The sequence below is a fragment of the Pseudooceanicola sp. NS-SX8 genome, assembly GCF_057380755.1.
On the sequence record NZ_CM170819.1, the window covers coordinates 822964 to 844325 of the forward strand.

General features: G+C 67.8%; 17 protein-coding genes and 1 tRNA gene. 13 read left to right on the plus strand and 5 right to left on the minus strand.

Going from position 1 to position 21362, the window contains the following annotated elements:
- Positions 1-34 precede the first annotated feature (34 nt).
- Positions 35-889, minus strand: a complete 855-nt coding sequence (locus tag AC2IR1_RS03810) for an ABC transporter substrate-binding protein (protein ID WP_486474954.1) — start codon at positions 887-889, stop codon at positions 35-37.
- A gap of 535 nt (positions 890-1424) precedes the next feature.
- Here AC2IR1_RS03810 and AC2IR1_RS03815 point away from each other — a divergent pair.
- The 10 genes from AC2IR1_RS03815 to map all read left to right on the plus strand — a co-directional run bounded on the left by AC2IR1_RS03815 (position 1425) and on the right by map (position 13691).
- Positions 1425-2585: a mandelate racemase/muconate lactonizing enzyme family protein gene (locus AC2IR1_RS03815; RefSeq protein WP_486474955.1), complete on the plus strand. Its 1161-nt coding sequence runs from the start codon at positions 1425-1427 to the stop codon at positions 2583-2585.
- Positions 2582-4660, plus strand: a complete 2079-nt coding sequence (locus AC2IR1_RS03820; RefSeq protein WP_486474956.1) for a hydantoinase/oxoprolinase family protein — start codon at positions 2582-2584, stop codon at positions 4658-4660. Before AC2IR1_RS03815 ends, AC2IR1_RS03820 begins: the two co-directional genes overlap by 4 nt.
- Positions 4657-6408, plus strand: coding sequence for a hydantoinase B/oxoprolinase family protein (locus tag AC2IR1_RS03825; protein WP_486474957.1), 1752 nt, complete (start codon positions 4657-4659; stop codon positions 6406-6408). The genes AC2IR1_RS03820 and AC2IR1_RS03825 overlap by 4 nt, the downstream gene beginning before the upstream one ends.
- 37 nt (positions 6409-6445) lie before the next feature.
- On the plus strand, positions 6446-7639 hold the full coding sequence (locus AC2IR1_RS03830; RefSeq protein ID WP_486474958.1) for a cytochrome P450: 1194 nt from the start codon (positions 6446-6448) through the stop codon (positions 7637-7639).
- A 25-nt stretch (positions 7640-7664) separates the two neighbouring features.
- The gene (locus AC2IR1_RS03835) at positions 7665-7988 is read left to right on the plus strand and encodes a 2Fe-2S iron-sulfur cluster-binding protein (protein ID WP_486474959.1); all 324 of its coding nucleotides are present in this window, start codon (positions 7665-7667) and stop codon (positions 7986-7988) included.
- Positions 7989-7992: 4 nt separating this feature from the next.
- Positions 7993-9477 carry an amidase gene (locus AC2IR1_RS03840; protein ID WP_486474960.1) on the plus strand — a complete coding sequence of 495 codons (1485 nt, stop codon included), beginning with the start codon at positions 7993-7995 and terminating at the stop codon, positions 9475-9477.
- 1 nt (position 9478) lies between these two features.
- Positions 9479-10228 carry an SDR family NAD(P)-dependent oxidoreductase gene (locus AC2IR1_RS03845; RefSeq protein ID WP_486474961.1) on the plus strand — a complete coding sequence of 250 codons (750 nt, stop codon included), beginning with the start codon at positions 9479-9481 and terminating at the stop codon, positions 10226-10228.
- A gap of 10 nt (positions 10229-10238) precedes the next feature.
- Positions 10239-11720, plus strand: a complete 1482-nt coding sequence (locus AC2IR1_RS03850; protein WP_486474962.1) for a gamma-glutamyltransferase — start codon at positions 10239-10241, stop codon at positions 11718-11720.
- A gap of 204 nt (positions 11721-11924) precedes the next feature.
- The gene (locus tag AC2IR1_RS03855) at positions 11925-12899 is read left to right on the plus strand and encodes a bile acid:sodium symporter family protein (RefSeq protein WP_486474963.1); all 975 of its coding nucleotides are present in this window, start codon (positions 11925-11927) and stop codon (positions 12897-12899) included.
- Between the two features lie 45 nt (positions 12900-12944).
- Positions 12945-13691, plus strand: coding sequence for a type I methionyl aminopeptidase (gene map, locus AC2IR1_RS03860; RefSeq protein ID WP_486474964.1), 747 nt, complete (start codon positions 12945-12947; stop codon positions 13689-13691).
- Between the two features lie 95 nt (positions 13692-13786).
- Here the strand turns inward: map and trpA are convergent, their stop codons facing one another.
- Together trpA and ilvD are read right to left on the minus strand one after the other, a co-directional pair.
- Positions 13787-14578, minus strand: a complete 792-nt coding sequence (gene trpA, locus AC2IR1_RS03865) for a tryptophan synthase subunit alpha (protein WP_486474965.1) — start codon at positions 14576-14578, stop codon at positions 13787-13789.
- Between the two features lie 351 nt (positions 14579-14929).
- On the minus strand, positions 14930-16786 hold the full coding sequence (gene ilvD / locus AC2IR1_RS03870) for a dihydroxy-acid dehydratase (protein ID WP_486474966.1): 1857 nt from the start codon (positions 16784-16786) through the stop codon (positions 14930-14932).
- 108 nt (positions 16787-16894) lie between these two features.
- Here ilvD and AC2IR1_RS03875 point away from each other — a divergent pair, with 108 nt between their 5' ends.
- On the plus strand, positions 16895-17800 hold the full coding sequence (locus AC2IR1_RS03875; protein WP_486474967.1) for a LysR substrate-binding domain-containing protein: 906 nt from the start codon (positions 16895-16897) through the stop codon (positions 17798-17800).
- 92 nt (positions 17801-17892) lie between these two features.
- On the opposite strand, the gene AC2IR1_RS03880 is transcribed toward AC2IR1_RS03875, so the two are convergent.
- On the minus strand, positions 17893-18294 hold the full coding sequence (locus AC2IR1_RS03880) for a VOC family protein (RefSeq protein WP_486474968.1): 402 nt from the start codon (positions 18292-18294) through the stop codon (positions 17893-17895).
- Between the two features lie 128 nt (positions 18295-18422).
- Here AC2IR1_RS03880 and ychF point away from each other — a divergent pair, with 128 nt between their 5' ends.
- Entirely contained in the window at positions 18423-19520 is a 1098-nt protein-coding gene (ychF, locus tag AC2IR1_RS03885) for a redox-regulated ATPase YchF (RefSeq protein ID WP_486474969.1), read from the plus strand.
- A gap of 126 nt (positions 19521-19646) precedes the next feature.
- Here the strand turns inward: ychF and AC2IR1_RS03890 are convergent, their stop codons facing one another.
- Positions 19647-20297: a DUF1236 domain-containing protein gene (locus tag AC2IR1_RS03890; protein ID WP_486474970.1), complete on the minus strand. Its 651-nt coding sequence runs from the start codon at positions 20295-20297 to the stop codon at positions 19647-19649.
- A gap of 286 nt (positions 20298-20583) precedes the next feature.
- On the opposite strand from AC2IR1_RS03890, the gene AC2IR1_RS03895 reads away from it, so the two are divergent.
- Positions 20584-20673 (plus strand) — tRNA-Ser (locus AC2IR1_RS03895).
- Positions 20674-21362 lie beyond the last annotated feature (689 nt).

The window sequence follows — 21362 nt, forward strand, 5'->3', positions numbered from 1 at the left end:
GCGGACGCCCCCCGGGAGAGGTAACGGAGCCGGATTATTCCGGCAGGAAGGCGGTGGGGATGATCAGGTCGGATTCGATGCCGTAGTGGGCAAAGATCTCTTGCTGCTTGCCGGAGGCCTGCACCAGTTTCAGGGCGTCGAAGATCGCGCCGCCCAGCGGGTTGTCATTGGCCACGGCGGCCCCGATGGCCCAGTCGGTGATCTGGGAATAGCCCAGGTCGAAGGCATCGGGCTGACGTTCGATCATCATGTTGATCAGCGGCAGGTCGGAGACCATGGCATCGGCCCGGCCGGAGGCCACGAGGCGGAAGCCGGAGGCCACGTCGGTGGAGGTCATGACGGTGATCGCCTCGTTGCCGGCGGCGACGCATTCCTCGGACCACTTGGCGGCCTGGCGTTCCTCGACCGTGCCGAGGCCGGCCGAGAGGGTCTTGCCGCAGAGATCATCCTGGGAGGTGATGCCGGCAGGGTTGCCTTCGCCCACGATGGCGCCGGAGCCTGCGCGCATGTAGGTGATGAAGTCGCCTTTCTCTGCCCGGGTGGGGTTGTGGTAGAGGTAGAACATCACGTCGATCTGCCCGGAGACCACGGCGGGGAAGAGGCCCGGCCAGGAGCCCGGCGCGACTTCGAAGTCGAGCCCCATGCAGTCGAAGACGGCGCCGGCCAGTTCGATGTCGGAGCCGATGATCTTCTCGTTATCCTCGGGGTCGATCATGGCGTAGGGCGGGGTGGAGGGATCCGCGCCGAGCTTGATCGTCTTGCCTGCGAGGGAGGGATATTTGGCGGCGAAGGCGGCGGGATCGCAGCTTTCGATATCCTGTGCGCTGGCGGCGGTTCCGGCGAGGCAGAGCGCGCCGAAGGCCGCGCCGAGGATGAGGGACTTTTGCATGAGAGCTCCTGTTGGGTGGCGAAGTTGCTGTCGTGTTGGAGCGGCGGGTGCCGGGCTCGGACTCAGGTAAGAGGCGCGGATTGGAAAATTTCCACCAAAAATATCATATCGGAAAAATTTTCGGGAAAATGGCCCTTAGCGGGGCGTGAATTTGGTGGATTCGGGAGCGTTTGGTTAAAAATTAAGCGGGAAACCCGGGGTGCGACCGGCGGTCGCGCGCAAAAACCGGCCTCATCTGCAGGGCGCCGCTTTGAGCAGGGGAAAGCGGCGGCGGCGCCTGATTTTGCACGGCTTGCGGCTATACCACCGATAAAACACGGGTTTTTCGAAGCTTAATTTTTCTGCGAACAAATGTTTTCATATGCTGCGACAGTGCGTTAGACTGATCTTGGCTCCTCTGAAACGGTCAAAAATTTTCCAGAAATTTCCGAAAGGAAATATTTGAGTTGACCGCCGGAGGGGGAGGCATAATGTGACACCGAACGCGGCAGAGGCCGCCAGACCAAGCACCATCAGCGTCCGACAAGGAAATACCATGAAAATCAAGAGCATCGAGGCTTTCCCCATCCGCTTGCCCGCGCGGCGCGACTTCAAGTGGGCCGGGCTGCGGGAGAACCTGGGTGGATTCGTCGTGGTCCGTCTGGAGACCGAAGAGGGTGTAATCGGCTGGGGTGAAGCGACGCCGCTGCCCGACTGGGGCGGGGCGGCCGGCCGCCGTGGCGGGGAAACCCAGGCGACCGTCTGCACCATGATCCGCGACGTGCTGGCGCCGGTCGTCGTGGGGCTGAACGTCTGTGACGTGAACGCCGCGCGGCTGGCGATGGACGCCGCAGCGATCGGCAACAGCTATGCCAAGCTGGCCATCGACATCGCGCTGCACGATGCCTGGGGCAAGGTCCTGGGCCAGCCGGTCTATCGCCTGCTGGGTGGCCGGGTGCGCGAGGGCGTCCGCTACGCCCACATGGTCGGCCTGATGGACCACAAGGAAGCCATGGAAGAGGGCCTGGGCGCCTTCGCCGACGGCTGCACCGCGCTGCAGATCAAGGGCGGTGTGGATCCGGAGCGGGACATCAAGCTGGTGTCGGAGCTGCGCCGCGAGGCGGGTGATGAGGTCTTCATGCGGCTGGATGCCAACCAGGGCTACCGCACGGCGCGGGCCGGCATCGATTACCTGGCCCGGCTGAAGGACGCGGGCGCCGATGGCTGTGAACAGCCGGGGGCCAACCTGCAGGCGATGGTCGGGATCACGCAGCGGGGCAACCTGCCGGTCATGGCCGATGAAAGCTGCTGGGATGCGGTGGATGCCATGGAAGTGGTGCAGAACGGCGCGGCCGACTGGATTTCCATCTACCTGGCGAAGGCCGGTGGCTATGTCGGTGCGCGCAAGGTGTCCGCGATCGCCGAGACGATGAACATCCCCTGCGACGTGAACGGGTCCATCGAATCGGGCATCGGCAATGCCGCGAACCTGCATTTCGTGATCTCCCAGCCCTGCGTCAGCCTGCCCAACGTCATCCCCGTCAACGCCCCCGCAGGCAGCCACCCCTGCAAGATCGCGGGCAACTACTACACCGACGATATCCTGGCCGAACCGATGACCGTCGTGGGCGACAGCATCATGGTGTCCGACGCGCCGGGCCTGGGGATCGAGGTGGATGAGGCCAAGCTGGCCAAGTACCGGCAGGACCTGAAATGAGCACATCCGGCTACCGCATTGCCGCCGACATCGGCGGGACCTTCACCGATATCGCCTGTCTGAGCGCGGACGGGCGGCTGGTGACGCGCAAGGTGCCTTCGACGCCTGCCGACTATGCCACCGCCATCATCGAGGCCATGGCAGACCTGGGCCAGGCCGAGGGCGGCGTGCGCTTCGACGAGGTGCTGCATGCCTCCACCGTGGCGACCAACGCGATCCTGGAAGGCAAGGGCGCGAAGACCGCGCTGATCACCACCGAAGGCTTCCGCGATGTGCTGGAGCTGCGGCGGATCCGCGTGCCGCGTCTCTATGAACCGCTCTACGAGAAACCGGCGCCGCTGGTGCCGCGCCGTCACCGGTTCGAGCTGGCAGAGCGCATGGATGCGCAGGGCAACGTGCTGGTGCCGCTGGATGAGGCGGCGCTGGAGGCGCTCATCGACCAGATCGAGGCGCTGGACCTGCAGGCGGTGGCCGTCTGCTTCCTGCATTCCCACGTGAACCCGGCGCATGAGCGGATCGTGGGCGAACGCCTGCGGGCGCGGCTGCCGGGGCATTTCATTTCGCTCTCCTGCGAGGTGCTGCCGGAGATCCGTGAATACGAGCGGACCTCGACCACCGTGGCCAATGCCTATATCGGCCCGCCGGTGGCGAGCTACCTGCGGTCGCTTTCCGCCCGGCTGAAGAGCGCGGGGCAGGATGGGCGGCTGTTGATGTGCCAGTCTTCGGGCGGGGTGCAGCAGATCGAGACGATCATCGCCAAGCCCGCCACGGTGGTGGAATCGGGCCCGGCGGCGGGCGTCGTGGGCGCCGCGCGCATGGGCGCGAAGGCCGGTTACGGCAATATCATCACCTTCGACATGGGCGGCACGACCGCCAAGGCGGCGATGGTGGAAGAGGGGCGCATCACCTCGACCAGCGAATACGAGGTGGGCGGGGGGATTTCCCTGTCGGCCGGGCTGGTGAAGGGCGGCGGTTATGCCCTGAAGCTGCCGGTGATCGACGTGTCCGAAGTGGGCGCGGGTGGCGGGTCGATGGTGCGCATCGACGCGGCAGGCGCGCTGAAGGTCGGGCCGCAGTCCGCCGGGTCGACCCCCGGGCCTTTGTGCTATGATCAGGGTGGCGAGGCCGCGACGGTGACGGATGCCAACGTGGTGCTGGGTTACCTGAACCAGGACGCGCTGGCAGGCGGGTCGGTGCCGATCCGCTCCGACCTGTCCAAGGGCGCCTTCGCGGGCGAGATCGCGCCGCACCTGGGCACGGATGTGCATGAAGCGGCGTTCGGCGTGCACAAGCTTGCCAATGTCACGATGATGCGGGCGGTGAAGGCCGTCAGCACCTATCGCGGCCGCGATCCGCGCGATTTCACCCTGTTCTGCTTTGGCGGCAACGGCGGTGTCCATGGCGCGATGATCGCGCGGGAGCTGGAGATGTCGCGCGTGGTCGTGCCGCCTGCGGCCGGTGTCTATTCCGCCGTGGGCCTGCTGTTTGCCGATTTCGAGGCGACGCGGTCGCGTGCCTTCCTGGGCCTGCTGGATGCGGCCACGGCACCGACCATCGCGGGCGTCCTGCGCGAGATGGAGGCCGAGGTGCTGGAGGAGCTGGGTGTCGAGGCGCCCGAGGTCCGCTGGTCCGCCGACCTGCGCTATGCCGGGCAGGCGTTCGAGCTGCAGATCGACCTGCCGCGCGAGGGCGCTCTGGCCGATCAGCTGGGCACGGTGCGGGCGGCCTTCGAGGCCGAGCACAAGCGCAGCTTCGGCCACCTGCTGGCCGCGCCGGTGCAGGTGGTGAACCTGCGGGTGCTGGGCGCGGTGGCGCCGCAGGTGCCCGAGCAGATGGCGCTGGAAGAGCGTAACCCGCCGGCCGAGGGCACGACGCGCCCGGTCTATTTCGGGGCCGACCTGGGCCTGCACGAGTCGCCGGTGCTGCGCCGTCACGCGCTTGGCGATCAGCCGCTGCAGGGGCCCGCGATCATCGAGGAATACGAGGGCACCACGGTGGTGCCGCCCGATGCCACGGTCTTCCGCGACGCCTTCGACAACATCGTCATCGACTTCATCCGGGAGGAAAAGGCATGAGCGGCCAGACAGATCCGATCCTTCTGGAAGTGCTGAAGAACGGCTTCGAGGCGATTGCCGACGAGATGGCGCTGATCCTGATGCGGACGGCCCATTCGCCCATCGTGCGCGATGCGATGGATTACTCCACGGCGCTGTGCAACGCGAAGGGCGAGACCATTGCGCAGGGCGTCACCACGCCGATGCACCTTGGCAGCTTCTACGACGCGATGAACTTCCTGGTGAAGGAGTTCGAGGGGCGCATCCATCCCGGCGACGTCTTCGTGGGCAATGACCCCTACATCATCCAGGGCCAGCACCTGCCGGACATCTACGTGATCGAGCCGATCTTCGCCGAGGGCCGCATCTGTGCCTGGGCGACGACGATTGCGCACCATGCGGATGTGGGCGGGCTGGTGCCCGGGTCGAACTCCATCGGGGCGACCGAGATCCACCAAGAGGGGCTGCGCCTGCCGTTCCTGAAGCTGGTGGACCAGGGCGTCGAGAACGACATGCTGTTCCAGGTGGTGGCCGCCAACGTGCGGGTACCGGAACAGGTGATCGGCGATCTGCGCGCCCAGATGGCCGCCGCGCGGGCGGGCCGCCAGGGGTTTGCCAAGCTGCTGGAACGCTATGGCGCCGACGAGATCGAGACCTATGCCGAAGCGCTGCAGGACCAGGCCGAGGTCTTTTCGCGCAAGGCCATCGAGGCGATCCCGGACGGTACCTACAGCTTCGTCGATCATATCGACGGGCTGGGCGAGAACCCGGAACCCATCGAGCTGCACCTGAAGCTGACCGTGAAGGGCAGCGAGATCGAGGCGGACTGGACCGGGACCAGCCGGCAGGTGAAGGGCGGGATCAACGCGCCGCTGTCGTTCTGCAAGTCCAACGTCTATGCCGCGCTGCGCTCGATCATGCCGGAGGATGTGCCGAACTGCCATGGCTACACCCGGCCGATCACCGTGACGGCGCCGGCGGGCACGCTGGTCAGCTGCGTCTACCCGGCGCCCTGCGGGGCGCGCGGGATCACCGGCTACCGGATCATCGACTGCATCTTCGGCGCCCTGGCTGAGGCGCTGCCGGACAAGATCGCGGCGGACAATACCGGCGGCTCCACCCTGCCCAGCTTCGGCGGCCAGGTGGAGGGCAAGCCCTTCGTCTTCTCCGAATGCGTCATGGGCGTCTGGGGTGCCACGTCGCAGCATGACGGCCAATCCGGCGTGCCGCACATGGGATCGAACCAGTCCAACGTGCCGGTGGAGATGATCGAGGCGGATTACCCCCTGCGGATCGAACGCTACGGTTTCGTGGCCGATACCGGCGGCGCGGGCGAATTCCGTGGCGGCGTGTCGATCCAGCGGGAATGGCGTGCCCTGGCCGACGACACCTATTTCGGCGTCCGGTCCGACAAGGTGTATCACCCGCCCCATGGCCTGTTCGGCGGTTCGGAAGGCATGCCTGCCTTCACCGAGATCGAGCAGGGCAACGAATTGCGGCCCATGCCGCCGCTGGCGACCAAGGCGGAAACGCTGAACGCCGGCACGGTCGTCCGTCACCGCATGGCAGGTGGCGGCGGCTATGGTGACCCCCTGGCGCGGGAACCGCGCCGGGTCGCCGATGATGTGCTCGACGGGCTGGTCACTCCCCAGGCCGCCGTCGATGCCTATGGCGTCGTCCTTGCCGACCCCCTGACCGGGGTGGTCGACGAGGCGGCGACAGCAGCCCTCCGCGCAGAGATGCGTCAGACAAAGGCGGGCGGCGCCTGAGCCGCTCCCAAAGACACCCAGAGCACGGAGCCAAGACATGCCCGACCGCGTGACATCGCAACTCGACCCCTTCAGCCCGGAATTCCGGGCGGATCCCTATGCCGCCTACGAAGAACTGCGGGCCCTGGGAAAGGTCGTCTACCTGGAGAAGCACGACATCTGGTGCGTGCACCACTACGACACCTGCCAGCAGGTGCTGTCGGATTACGAGAACTTCTCCAACGCCGGGGGCGGCGGCATCCGCAACTACTTCAAGGAGAAGCCCTGGCGGAAGCCTTCGATCATCCTTGAGGTCGACCCGCCCGAGCACACCCGCACCCGCACCGTCCTGACCCGGGCCCTGTCGCCGAAGATCCTGCGGGAGATCCGCGGCCGGATGGAAGCCGATGCGGCGACCATGGTGGCGGACGCCCTGCAGAAGGGAGAGATCGAGGCGGTGACCGAGCTGACGCGGCGCTATCCGCTGAAGGTCTTCCCCGACTCGGTGGGCATCGCGGACGAGGGCCGGGACAACCTGCTGATCTACGGCACCATGGTCTTCGGCGCCTTCGGCCCTGTGATCCCCTGGTACGAAGAGTACATGGAGGCCCACAAGGACGTGCCCGCCTGGATCATGCGCCGTTGCGAACGCGACATGCTGGCGGATGGCGGGATCGGCCAGCTGATCTATTCCGCCGCCGATGACGGCCAGATCACCGAGGAAGAGGCCGGCATGCTGGTGCGCACCTTCCTGTCCGCCGGCGTGGACACCACGGTGGACAGCATCGGCCTTTGCCTGCGGGCCCTGGCCGAGCATCCGGAGGAATACGCCAAGCTGCGCGAGGATCCGAAGCTGGCACGCAATGCCTTCGAGGAAGCGACGCGGTGGGACAGCTCCTCCCAGTCGATCTTCCGGACCACGCTGAACGAGGTGGAGGTCGCGGGCCAGACCATCGGCGCGAACGAGAAGGTCATGAGCTTCCTCGGGTCCGCGGGCCGCGATCCGGCGCATTACGACGACCCCGACACCTTCAACATCAGCCGCAAGATCAAGGGTCAGATCGGCTATGGCGTGGGCGTGCACGGCTGCGTCGGGCAGATGTTTGCCCGGATGGAGGGCGAGTGCTTCTTCCAGGCGCTGGCCCAGCAGGTCGAGACGCTGGAGGTCACCGGCCCCGACGAGCTGCGGATGCACCCGGGCCTGCGCGGCCTGTTGAAACTGCCGCTGAAGATGACCGCGAAAGCGGCCTGAGCCAACCAGACCAACGGAAGAGCGAATGCCCAAGGTTACCTATATCGCCGATGACGGCACCGAGACCGAGCTGGAGGTGCCCGTTGGCACCTCCGTCATGGAAGCGGCCATCGAGGCCAATGTCGAGGGGATCCTCGGCGAATGCGGCGGGTCGACCAACTGCGCCACCTGCCACGTCTACGTGCAGGACATGGACCGGTTCACCCTGCCGGACCTGGGCGAGGTCGAGGACGAGATGCTGGAGGCGACCGCATCCGAGCGGCTGCCGGAAAGCCGGCTGTCGTGCCAGCTGATCATGACCGAGGACATGGACGGGCTGCGCGTGCGCCTGCCCGAGGCTCAGTACTGACAAGATGAACGCAGCTCCCCAGAGCGATGCGGCGGGCGGTCCCGCCGGCCGCGCGGCGGACCCGCTGCCGGGCTATCCGGCGCTGTCCGCGCGGGCCATCGCCAGGGGAGTATCTGCGGGAGATCTGGACCGGGCGGCGGTGATCGCCGCCGCCCGGCAGAGACTGGCGGAGATCGCGGGGCTGCAGGCCGTCTGCCAGCGCTTCGATCCGCCGATCCGGTCCGAGGGGACCGGAGACGAACCCCCGGGTGTGTCATCAGAGATGATGTCAGGGGTCCCGCTGCTGGTGAAGGACCTGTCCTTCCCGGTGGCGGGTGAAACATGCGCCGCGGGCAGCAGCTTTCCCGCGGTGCCCGCCCGTCGCCACGCGGTGCTGCTGGCGCGCTACCTGGAGGCCGGTGCCCTGGCCCTGGGGCGCAGTCACAGCCCGGAGCTGGGCGGTGGATCGGCCTGCGAGAGCAGGCACTGGGGGCTGGCCACGCGCAATCCCCATGATCCCCGGCTTTCTTCGGGGGGCAGCAGCGGTGGGGCTGCTGTCGCCGTGGCCACGGGCGCCGTGCCCATTGCCCATGCTTCCGACGCGGGCGGCTCGATCACCATTCCGGCGGCGCTTTGTGGCGTTGTCGGGCTCAAACCCACTCACGGGACGGTACCTCTGGGACCGGAAAGGATCGAGGGCGCGGCGGGTTTCGCCGCGCAGAATGCCCTGACGCGGGACATGGGCGATGCGGCGCTGGCCCTTGCGGTCGGCGCAGCGCGGCCCGAGCTGGCGCGGATCGCGCCGGTGCAGGGGCGGTTGCGGATCGGGCTGGTGACGCGGGCGGCGGACGGGCTGCCGACGCGGGATGACATCCTGACGCGGCTGCTGCGGCAGGCCGGGACCCTGCGCGAGCTGGGCCACCGGGTGGAGTGCGTCACCCTGCCGCCGCTGGAGCCGGAGGTCGCAGAAGCCGAACGTGCGCTGCGGCTTGCCTCCTTCGCCGCGACGGTGGCGGGGATGGAGGCCGCGGCGGGCTTGACGGCGGAGCCTGGGCATTTCGAACCGGCCACCTGGGCGCGGATCGAGGCTGGTCGCCGGGTGCGCGGTGCCGAGGTCCTGATCGCGCGGGAGCGGGTGCTGGGCTGGGCCGCGCGGTTCACCGCCCTGTTCGACCGCCACGACCTGCTGATGAGCCCGGCGCTGAACGCCCCCGCGCCTGCGCTGCACGCGCTGTCGCTGATGCGACCGGACAGCGAGACCGGCCCGCTGAACCGCGACTACACCTGCTTTACCCGCCCCTGGAACCTGTCCGGCTGTCCGAGCCTGTCGCTGCCGCTGGTGCGCGACGGGGCGGGGCGGCCCGAAGGGGTCCTGTTCGGCGCCGCGGCGGGGCAGGAGGCCCTGCTGCTGTCGCTGGGGGCACAGCTTGAAGCCGCCATTGGCTGGCGGCATGATCATCTGGAAACGGTCTTTGCGGCGGATGCGCCGGCGAAGCACCAAGGAGACTGACATGACCCGAGTACTTATCGCCGGTGGTGCCACCGGTATCGGCGCTGCCGTGGCACTGGCCTTTGCCGCCCGTGGGGACAGCGTGACCGTCTGCGACCTGAACGAGGCGGGGCTGGCACGCCTGGCCGAGCAGGCAGAGGGGCTGGCCGGGCTGGTGGCGACCCGGGTGCTGGACCTGGCGACGCCGGAGGCGCCGGCGGAGGCCGTGCGCTTTGCCGAGGAACGCCAGGGCGGCATCGATTGCCTCTTCGTCAACGCGGGCCTGATGCTGTCGGCCGATCTGGCCGACTGGACGCCCGAGATGTGGGCCCGTTCGGTCGCGGTGAACCTGTCGCTGCCGATGTTCATCACCCAGGCGGCGCTGCCCAGCCTGCGCGCGTCGGGCAATGCCAGCGTGATCTTCACCTCCTCCACCGGGGCGCTGCGCGGCCATGCGGGCATGCCCGCCTACCACGCCACGAAATCGGGCGTTCTGGGCCTGGTGCGGTCGCTGGCGGACGAGCTGGGCCCGGACGGTGTGCGGGTGAACGCCCTGCTGCCCGGCTGGGTCGACACGCCCTTCAACGACACCTTCTGGGAGCACCAGGAAGATCCGGCGGCCGCGCGGGCCAAGATCGAGGCGGGCATTCCGATGCGCCGCCACGGCACGCCGGAAGAGCTGGCAGGGACGGTGATGTACCTGGCCTCCGATGCGGCGCGCTATGTCACGGGCACCCAGCTGGTGGTCGATGGCGGCTATTCGGCGGTCTGAGGAGGCGGGCATGTTCAAGATCGCGGATCCGTTCTCGTCGCAGCTGCGCCCGGTGGTCGAAGGCCACAGGGGCACGATTTCCTGCGAAAATCCCCTGGCGGCCTCGGCCGGCCTGCGGGCCTATGACCTGGGCGGCGGCGCGGTGGATGCGCTGATCTCGGCCCAGGCGGTGCTGGCCGTAGTGTCGCCCGACGCCTGCGGGCTGGGGGGCGACATGCTGGCCCTCGTGCATGGCGCGGATGGCGAGGTGGTGGCGCTGAACGGCACCGGCTGCGCGCCGATTGCCTGGGCGGGCCAGCCCATCGAAGGGCCCAATGCGATCACCGTGCCGGGGCTGGTCGGTGCCTGGGCCACGGCCCATGCCCGCTGGGGCCGCCTGCCCATGGCGGAGCTTCTGGCGCCCGCGATCCGGCTGGCGGAGGAAGGGTTCAAGGTGACCTCCTACCTCGCCAAGGCGCTGGTGGCGCAACGCGAGAGGCTGGTCGCCGGTGGCGCAGAGGGCTGGCCGCTGTTCGACCGGGCGGAGGGTGAGGTGGTGCGCCTGCCCATGCTGGCGGCGCTGATGCGCCGGGTGGCGGAGGAGGGCGCGGAGGCCTTCTACACCGGCGCCATGGCGGCGGCGACGGCGCAGGCCGTGCAGGCCCTGGGCGGCACCCTGGCCGAGGCCGACCTGGCCGCGCATGAGACGGTGGTGACAGCACCCAATGCCACGTCCTTCCGGGGCTGCACCCTGATGACCCAGCCGCCGATCACCCAGGGCATCCTGCTGAACATGTCGCTGACGGCGCTGGAGCGCGCGGCCCCCGAGGCCGGGCTTGCCGCCGATCATGCGGGCGCAGAACTGACCGAGGCCGCCTTTGCCTACCGCGCGCGGGCGGGCGAGGGCATGGCGCTGATGGACGAGGTGCTGAGCTATGATCCCGCGCGGGCCCTGCACCGGGGCGGGCCGCGCGCCTACCTGCATACGGCGGGCGTGGCCTGTGCCGATGCGGAGGGGCTGGTCGTCTCCTCCCTCGTCAGCGTCTTCGACGATTTCGGATCGGCGGTCTACGTGCCCGAGGGTGGTTTCATGCTCAACAACCGCGCGGCGGGCTTCGGGCCTGCGCCGAATGATGCGGCCCCGGGCAAGCGGCCGGTGCATACGCTGGCGCCCGCGCTGGTGACGGGGCCCGATGGCGCCGCCTGGGCGGTGGCAACCCCGGGGGCGGACGGCCAGGTGCAGACCCTGCTGCAGGTGCTGTGGAAGGCCCTGGGCGAGGGCACCGACATCGCCTCGGCCGTTGCCGCCCCGCGCTGGCGCTCCGAAAACGGCGCGCTGCTGGTTGAGGGGGGGCATCCCCACGGCGAGGCGCTGGCCGCACTTGGCCACGAGGTGAAGCCGCTGCCGGCCGGCGACCTGCGCTTTGGCGCCGTGGTGGCCGCCGGGGTGCAGGCGGGCACGCCGCGCGCCCTGGCCGACTGGCGGCGCCTGACGACCTCGGGCGCGGTCTGATCAGGGTCTGATCAGGGCCCGGTCCGGCCCGAAGGTGGCCTGACCCCGGGGCCGACCCGGGACGAGAGAAGTTTGCGCAGGCGGATGGCGCGGGGCCGGGAAGCCCCCGCGCACCGCCTGCGCTTTGTTGACACCGGCGTGCCGATGCCGCAGGGCGGGGCGCACGCCACGTGCGTCGAGAGACGACTACAGGAGACCGGACAGGTGAATTCACTCAAACGCATCGGGATCGATACCTACATGATCCTGCTTTTCGTCATGGTCCTGGCCGGGGCGCTGATCCCCGCGCGCGGCATGGCGGCGGATGTGCTGCACCAGGTCAGCTACTGGGCCGTGACCCTGCTGTTCTTCCTCTACGGGGCGAAGCTGGACCCGAGCTCCGTCAAGGCGGGTTTCCTGAACTGGCGCCTGCAGGGGCTGACCTTCGGCGCGACCTTCGTGCTGTTCCCGCTGCTGGGGCTGGCGATGGCGACGATCTTCGGCCCGGTTCTGGGCATGCAGATGGCGACGGGGCTGCTGTTCCTGTCGATCCTGCCCTCGACGGTGCAGAGTTCGATCGCCTTCACCTCCATCGCGGGGGGCAACGTGCCGGCGGCGATCTGTGCCGCGTCGGTTTCCAACATGATCGGTGTCGTGCTGACACCGCTGCTGGCGGCGCTGGTGCTGCACCAGGACGGGGGCGGAATTTCCTCCGGCGCGATCATCAAGATCGGCGAGCAGATCGTGCTGCCCTTCATCGTGGGCCAGCTGCTGCGGCGCTGGATCGGGGGTTTCGTGGCGAAGCACAAGTTCCTGACGATGCTGGTGGACCGGGGCGCGATCCTGCTGATCGTCTATTCCGCCTTCAGCTCCGGCACGGTGGCGGGCCTGTGGACGCAGATCCCGGCGCTGAGCCTGGTGTTGCTGCTGGTGGTGGTCTGGATCTTCCTCGGGCTGGCCTTCGGCATCATGGCCAAGGGCGGCAAGATCCTGGGCCTGCCGGAAGAGGACCGGATCGTGCTGCTGTTCTGCGGATCGACGAAGAGCCTGGCGAGCGGGCTGCCGATTGCCTCTGCCCTGTTCCCGGCGGCGGCGGTGGGGGCGATCGTGCTGCCCACCATGCTGTTCCACCTGTCGCAGCTGCTGCTGTGTTCGGTGCTGGCGCAACGCTGGGCCCGGGCGCGGGCGGTTGCTGCCTGACCGGGGCCTTTATCGGGGTCCATACCGGGGCCGAAAGGACGCGCGATGACGATCACCCAGGAAGATGAACTGGACGGGCTGAAGACCATTGGCCGTATCGTGGCCAACACGCTGCGGCGCATGTCGACGGCCCTGGTGCCGGGGATGACCACGCTTGAACTGGACGAGATCGGCCGGATCGAGCTGGAACGCGAGGGCGCCATTTCCGCCCCGCAGGCGACCTACGATTTCCCCGGTGCCACCTGCATCAGCGTGAACGAGGAGATCGCGCACGGCATCCCCGGCCCCCGGGTGATCGCCGCGGGCGACCTGGTGAACATCGACGTCTCCGCCTCTCGCGACGGGTTCTTTGCCGACACCGGCGCGACCTTCCGGGTGGGGCAGGTGGCGCCTTCGCTGGAGCGGTTGTGCAAGGACGGCAAGCGGGCCATGCAGGTGGGCATCGCCCAGGTGCGCGAGGGTCGCAAGCTGGAGGAGATCGGCAAGGCCGTGGGCCAGTTCGCGGCCGGAAAGGGCTATACGCTGATCCGCAACCTGGCCAGCCACGGTGTGGGCCGGTCGCTGCACGAATACCCCGAGGAGGTCGCCACCTGGCCCTGCCATGACCGCCGCCGGATCGAACGCGGGCTGGTGCTGACGGTGGAACCCTTCCTGTCGCGCGGCGGGCTGTGGGCGGAGGCCGGTGATGACGGCTGGACCCTCTACAGCGAGCCCGCGGCGCCCGTGGTGCAGTTCGAACATACCGTCGTGGCCACGGCACGCGGCGCGACCATCGTCACGCTGCCGGGCTGAGCCCACCTGAGAGTGGCCCGCCTGCAGGTGGGCCGAACGTGAAAAGGGCGCGCTCCTCGCGGGGCGCGCCCTTTCGCATGGGAATGGGGGCGGGATCAGGCGCTGTGGGCGCCGTCGGCCAGGCTCTTGATGAAGGCCAGGACCTCTTCCACCGGCTTGCCGGAGGCGATCTCGTTCACGATGGCGGAGCCCACGACGCTGGCATCGGCGATGGCGGCGATGCTGCGGGCGGTTTCCGGGGTCTTCACGCCGAAGCCCACGACGACGGGCAGGTCGGTGGCGGCCTTGATGCGCGCGACCTCGGGGGCGACCATGTCGGCGGAGGCCTCGGCCGAGCCGGTGATGCCGGTGATCGAGACGTAGTAGACGAAGCCTGAGGTGTTCTGCAGCACCTTGGGCAAACGCTTGTCATCGGTGGTGGGCGTGGCGAGGCGGATGAAGTTCAGTCCCTTGGCCTGGGCGGGCAGGCAGAGCTCCTCGTCCTCCTCGGGGGGCAGATCGACGATGATCAGGCCGTCGATGCCGGCCTCCTTGGCCTGGTCGAGGAAGGTCTCCACCCCACGGGAATAGATCGGGTTGTAATAGCCCATCATGACGATCGGCGTGGTGCTGTCGTCCTCGCGGAAGGCGCGGACCATGGCGAGCGTCTTGTCGAGGGTCATGCCCTGGTCCAGCGCGCGCTGGCCGGCCAGCTGGATCGTCGGGCCGTCGGCCATGGGATCGGTGAAGGGCAGGCCCAGTTCGATGACATCGACGCCGGCGCCGGGCATTCCCTTCATCACGGCGAGCGAGCGCGCCTCGTCCGGGTCGCCGGCCATGATGTAGGCCACGAAGCCCTTCTTTCCCTGCGCCTTAAGATCGGCAAATTTGGCGTCGATGCGGCTCATGCCCGTCTCCCTTTTACGTCCCCGTGGGTTTGGCGGAAATCCGGCTGTGTGGCAAGGGTGGCGAAGGGGGGAGGGGGCGCTGCCCCCCGCCTTCGGCGTCCCCCGGAGTATTTTCGGCGGGTTGAAGACGGAAGGCAGTTCCCGGCTGGGCGGCGGACGTTCGCAATGGGCGCTCGGACGCTTTGCGGCATGCGGGCGCGGCGCCTTCCCGGTGCTGCCGCCCCTGCTTCAATCCGCCGAAAATACTCCCGCCGGAGGCAATCGGCCGGCAGGCCGATACTCCCCCAGTCCGGACAAGCAAAAACCCCGCCCGGTGAGGGGCGGGGTTTCGGTTTCAGCGGCGAAGTGCGATCAGCGGGCCTTGGGGGCCAGCTGGGTCACGTCGCGGACCGCGCCGCGGGCGGCGGAGGTGGTCAGCGCGGCATAGGCCTGCAGCGCGGCGGAGACGCGGCGGGTGCGTTTCTCTGCCGGGGCCCAGCCCCTGGCATCCTGTGCCGCGCGGCGGGCCGCCAGCGTCGCGTCATCCACGGCGAGGTGGATGGAGCGGTTCGGGATGTCGATCTCGATCTTGTCACCCTGTTCGACGAGGCCGATGGTGCCGCCTTCGGCCGCTTCGGGGGACACGTGGCCGATGGAGAGGCCCGAGGTGCCGCCCGAGAAGCGCCCGTCGGTCAGCAGGGCGCAGGCTTTGCCCAGGCCCTTCGACTTCAGGTAGGACGTCGGGTAGAGCATTTCCTGCATCCCCGGACCGCCGCGCGGGCCTTCGTAGCGGATCACCACCACGTCACCCTCCTTCACCTTGCCGGTGAGGATGTCGTTGCAGGCCGCATCCTGGCTTTCGCAGACATGGGCGGTGCCGGTGAACTTCAGGATCGAAGAATCGACGCCCGCGGTCTTCACGATGCAGCCGTCCTCGGCGATGTTGCCGAAGAGCACGGCGAGGCCGCCGTCCTGGCTGAAGGCATGTTCCTTGGACCGGATCACGCCCTTTTCGCGGTCGGTGTCCAGTTCCTTGAAGCGGTTCTCGGTCGAGAAGGCCTGGGTGGTGCGGACACCGCCGGGGGCGGCCTTGAAGAGCTGTTCTGCCTCGGGGTTGTTGGCGACCTTGATGTCCCAATGCGCGATGGCCTCGCCCATGGTGGAGGAGTGCACCGTGGCGCAGTCATTGTGCAGCAGGCCCGCGCGGGACAGCTCGCCCAGGATGGAGAAGATGCCGCCGGCGCGGTGGACGTCTTCCATGTGGACGTTTTCGATGTTGGGCGCGACCTTGCAGAGGCAGGGCACGTGGCGCGACAGCTTGTCGATGTCGTCCATGGTGAAGTCCACGCCGCCTTCGTTGGCAATCGCCAGAAGGTGCAGCACGGTGTTGGTCGAGCCGCCCATGGCGATGTCCAGCGACATGGCGTTCTGGAAGGCCTTGAAGGTGGCGATTTCGCGCGGCAGCAGGCCGTGCTCTTCCAGCTCGTAGTGGCGGCGGGTGATCTCGACGATCTTGCGGCCGGCTTCGAGGAAGAGGTGCTTGCGGTCGGCGTGGGTGGCCAGCGTGGAGCCGTTGCCGGGCAGGGCGAGGCCGAGCGCCTCGGCCAGGCAGTTCATCGAGTTGGCGGTGAACATGCCCGAGCAGGAGCCGCAGGTGGGGCAGGCATTTTCTTCGATATGCTGCAACTGCTCGTCGGTGTAGGCGTCCGAGGCGGCGGCGACCATGGCATCGACCAGGTCGATCTTCTTCACGTCGAGGTCGGCAAGGTCGATCTTGCCCGCTTCCATCGGCCCGCCGGAGACGAAGATCGCCGGGATGTTCAGGCGCATGGCGGCCATCAGCATGCCGGGGGTGATCTTGTCGCAGTTGGAGATGCAGACCATGGCGTCGGCGCAGTGGGCGTTGACCATGTATTCCACGCTGTCGGCGATCACTTCGCGCGAGGGCAGGGAGTAGAGCATGCCGTCATGGCCCATGGCGATGCCGTCATCCACCGCGATGGTGTTGAATTCCTTGGCAACGCCGCCGGCCTTCTCGACTTCTTCCGCCACCAGCTGGCCCAGGTCCTTCAGGTGGACGTGGCCCGGCACGAACTGGGTGAAGGAGTTGACGATGGCGATGATCGGCTTGCCGAAGTCGCCGTCCTTCATGCCGGTGGCGCGCCAGAGGCCACGGGCGCCGGCCATGTTGCGGCCATGGGTACTGGTTCTTGAACGATAACGGGGCATCGAACTCTCCCTGGGTGTGTGATCTGGCGGACCCTACAGGGATGGATGAGGAGAGTGAAATATATTATTATGACCCAATTGGGTCGCGCAAGGTATCAGAGGGGCGGGATGGAGCTGCGGCAGTTGAGGCATTTCCTGGCAGTGGCGGAGGAGCTGCATTTCGGCCGGGCGGCGGAGAAGCTGGGCATGACCCAGCCGCCGCTGTCGCAGTCGATCCGCGCGCTGGAGGCGGAACTGGGCGCGGCGCTGTTCCACCGCACCCGCCGGTCCGTCGCGCTGAGCCCCTTCGGGGCGGATTTCCTGCCCCATGTGCGGCGCGCCCTAGCGGAGGTCGACGGGCTGGGCCCGATCGCCGAGGCGCTGCGGGGTGGCAGCGCCGGGCGGCTGGAGCTGTCCTTTGTGTCCACCGCGGACTACTCGGTCCTGCCCGCGTTGGTGCAGGACTTCCGCCAGCGCTACCCGGGGGTGGAGCTGGCGCTGACCGAGATGACGACGGACATGCAGATCGCGGCCCTGGCGGCGGGGCGCGGGCAGGCGGGGATCGTGATCCCCCATGGGGAGGATCCGCTGCCCGAGGGGCTGGCCTATCGCCGCCTGCTGGTGGAGCCGCTGGTGGCCGCCGTGCCCGAAAGCTGGGTGGCGGAGGGGCGGTTGCCCGGTGGCGCGGGCCCGCTGGCCCCCGAGGTGGTGACGGAGCAGCCGCTGATCGTCTTCCCCCGCCGTGCCGCGCCGCTGTTCCATGACCTCGTGACCGGGTTCTACAGTGCCCACGGGGTGCGCGCCCGGGTGGCGCAGCATGCGATCCAGATGCAGACGATCATCAGCCTTGTCTCTGCCGGCATGGGCATCGCCTTGGTGCCGCAGAGCCTGCGCAACATGGCGCGGGTGGGCGTGCAGTACCGAGAGCTGGGGGCGGATGCGCCGATGCTGGAAACCGGGATCGCCTGGCGGCGGGAGGATGCAACGCCCACGCTGCGCAATTTCCTCGCCCTGCTCGACGTGCCGCAGGGGTAGGGGAGCGGGGCGGGGGCGCCGCCCCCGTCTCCGTCCCGAAATACTCCTGCCGGAGGCAGGAGCGCGCAGCGCTCCAGCATGTCTGGGCGGCATCAGCGGTCGCAGTTCACCATCCAGGGGACGCCGAAACGATCCCGGCAAGTGCCGAAGCCACGCGCCCAGAAGTTGGAGGCGAAGGGCACGATGACCTCCCCCCGGCCGGACAGCCGGTCGAAGAGGACCCGGGCGGTGCCGGGGTCGTCGTGTTCGATCTCCACCGCGAAGCCGGTGTAGTCGACCTTGCTTTCCGTGTCGTAGCGATCCGACACCATGATATCCACGAAGGAAGAGGTCAGGTGGCCGTGCATCAGCCAGCCGTGCTTGTCCCGCGGCAGGGGCGGCGGCTGGGGCATGTCCGCGTAGGTCAGGATGTGTTCGATGTCGCCATCGAGGACGTCGGCGTAGAAATTCAGCGCGGATCGCGCGGTGCCGTTGAAGAAAAGGTAAATGGACAAAAGAAGACCTCGCCGTTCCCCCCGGAAAAAGGAGGCGGCCCCCACCCGGGGACAAGATACCACGGATCGGCTTGCGGCAAAGCCCTTTGCAAACTAAGACGCCGGGGACGTTTTAAACGGAGAGAGACATGGGTTTCAGGATGGGCATCGTGGGTCTGCCGAATGTCGGCAAGTCGACCCTGTTCAACGCGCTGACCAAGACAGCCGCGGCCCAGGCCGCGAATTTCCCCTTCTGCACCATCGAGCCCAACGTGGGCGAGGTGAACGTGCCGGACCGCCGCCTGGACGCGCTGGCGGAGATCGCCGGGTCGAAGCAGATCATCCCGGCGCGGATGACCTTCGTCGATATCGCAGGGCTGGTGAAGGGTGCCAGCCAGGGTGAAGGTCTGGGCAACCAGTTCCTGGCCAACATCCGCGAGACCGACGCGATTGCCCACGTACTGCGCTGCTTCGAGGACGGCGACATCACCCACGTCGAAGGCCGCGTGGATCCGGTGGCCGATGCCGAGGTGATCGAGACCGAGCTGATGCTGGCCGACCTGGAAAGCATCGAGAAACGCCGCGCCAACCTGGTGCGCAAGCTGAAGGGCAACGACAAGGAAGCGCAACAGCAGGACCGCCTGCTGGCCGCCGCTCAGGCTGCGCTGGAAGACGGCAAGCCCGCCCGCACGGTCGAGGTGGACGCCGAGGACCTGAAGGCCTGGAAGATGCTGCAGCTGCTGACCTCCAAGCCCGTCCTCTACGTCTGCAACGTGAACGAGGAAGACGCGGCCAAGGGCAACGACTTCTCCGCCGCGGTCGAGAAGATGGCCGCCGAGCAGGGCGCGGGTACCGTTCTGATTTCCGCCCGGATCGAGGAAGAGATCTCCCAGCTGGATGCCGAGGAAGCCGAGATGTTCCTGGGTGAGATGGGCCTGGAAGAAGCCGGTCTGGATCGCCTGATCCGCGCGGGCTACGAGCTGCTGCACCTGGAGACCTATTTCACCGTAGGTCCGAAGGAGGCACGCGCCTGGACAATCAGGCAGGGCACCATGGCGCCGCAGGCCGCCGGTGTGATCCACGGCGATTTCGAGAAGGGCTTCATCCGGGCAGAGACCATCGCCTACGACGATTACGTCACCTACAAGGGCGAGGGCGGTGCCAAGGAAGCGGGCAAGATGCGGGCGGAAGGCAAGGCCTACATGGTCAAGGACGGCGACGTCCTGCACTTCCTGTTCAACACCTGATCCGCCGTTTCCCCCGGGAAACGCGAAATGGAAACGCCCGCCACCGGGGAGCCGGGGCGGGCGTTTGCCGTTTCGGGTGGCCAGGTCTGGAGGACCAGTCCCGGGGCGACCGTCAGTGGATCCGGGTCAGCGGACGACCTTGACGATGGTGCGGTCGGTGTCGACCAGGACGGGCTGACCGTTGACGTTGATGTAGCGGTATTCGCTGTCGGGAATCGTGGCCAGCTGCGCGCCTTCGGGGATGCCGGCGCCGACGATGACTTCGCCGTTCATGTAGACCGGCTGCACCGGGTGGGCCTGGACGTAGGTCACGGTATCCTCGGGCACGGCAGCGGCGCCGGCCGTGGTGCCAAGCAGGACACCGGCCGCAACCGCGGCGGGGCCGCCGATCAGCGACATGGCGATGGCGCCGCCGGTCAGCGCGCCTGCGGTGGCGGCATCGGCACGGGTGTCTTCGTTCACGTCGACGGTTTCGACCTCCAGCCGCTGGATGTTGTCACGCAGGACTACCGGCTTGGTGTCGAGGGAGGCGGTCAGGTAGGGGCTGTAGGCCCAGCCTTCCTGGCCACCGAAGCTGACCTTGCACCAGTCGATGGCGGTGGCGCATTGTTCGACCAGGACCTCGCCTTCGCCGGGGATCACGCCGATGATCTCCCCCTTGGGGCCGGGGTTGGCGCGCAGGTTCAGATCGGTCGTCGCCGTGGCGCTGGTGGCGGCAAAGCTGCTGGTGGCGGTCAGGATGGCTGCGGTGCTGAGAATGGCGATCTTGCCGTACATGGTCGTATCTCCTTGTCTTCCAACGCCTTTCGGCGCGGGGCTGCGGCGCCTGTCCGGCGCCGCGACGTGACGGGGCTGGCCCGCCGGTTGCATGGGCAGACAACGGTTGCGGGTGCATCGGGTTCCGAAAATGGCGGGCGGGCGGCGGCGGATCACTGCCGGCGGAGGCCGCGCGCCCCCGCGTTCGGCCTTGTGTTGCAGGGGTTCGGGAGGCACGGGGCAGAGCATCGCGCCCGACGATAATTTCCACTTGTTTTCCCTGCCCCTGCCGCATAGACACACCGGCGGAGACGTGGCCGAGTGGTCGAAGGCGCTCCCCTGCTAAGGGAGTAGGCGGGAAACCGTCTCGAGGGTTCGAATCCCTTCGTCTCCGCCACAACTTGGGGCGTTAGAGTCAAGAGACTTAGATCCTGGCGCATTCGCGCGTTTTCCGCGGTATGCGAGATACTCTCCGCCCTTGAGATCCCAAATCAGATGAGAAACAGCCGCCCCGGATAGCGCGCGTCTCTGTTTGGCATTTTGTGCGATACGGGTTTCGGCCGTGGGTTCGGGTGCTGGACTTCACTACTCGTGATTTCGAAGCCGGGGCGAGGCCTGAACAGTCTATTTGCCTCTAACCTGCTCCATGTGACCATGACCGCGTTCGCTGGCAGCTGATCCTGCCTCGCTTCATCGTTTCGAACAGTGGATGGCGGTCCGTTCGCGGGGGCGTGGAGCACAAGGAGAGAGAGGCGTGATGATGCGATCCGGGCCCGGAGAACCGCATCGCAGGCCATGGAAATTCCAATGCGCTGTCCGCAGATGTCCCTGGCTCGCTGCCTGGCCAATGGTGCAATGCGAACAGCTGCCTGGTGGACCTCCGTGCCGGCCGGAACGCCCCCTCAGGTATGGTATTGGTCATGGCATGCGCGCCGCCCGCGTTCATCTGTGTTTGATGCCGCAGGTTGAAGTCGCGATCCATTCCGCTGGAATGGAAGCGCGATCTGCAGGGCCGATCCGCAAAGGAAGCGCCATGCCTATGCAGCCCATCAGGGCCGCGCGGTGCTCTCATGTGGGGGCATACGT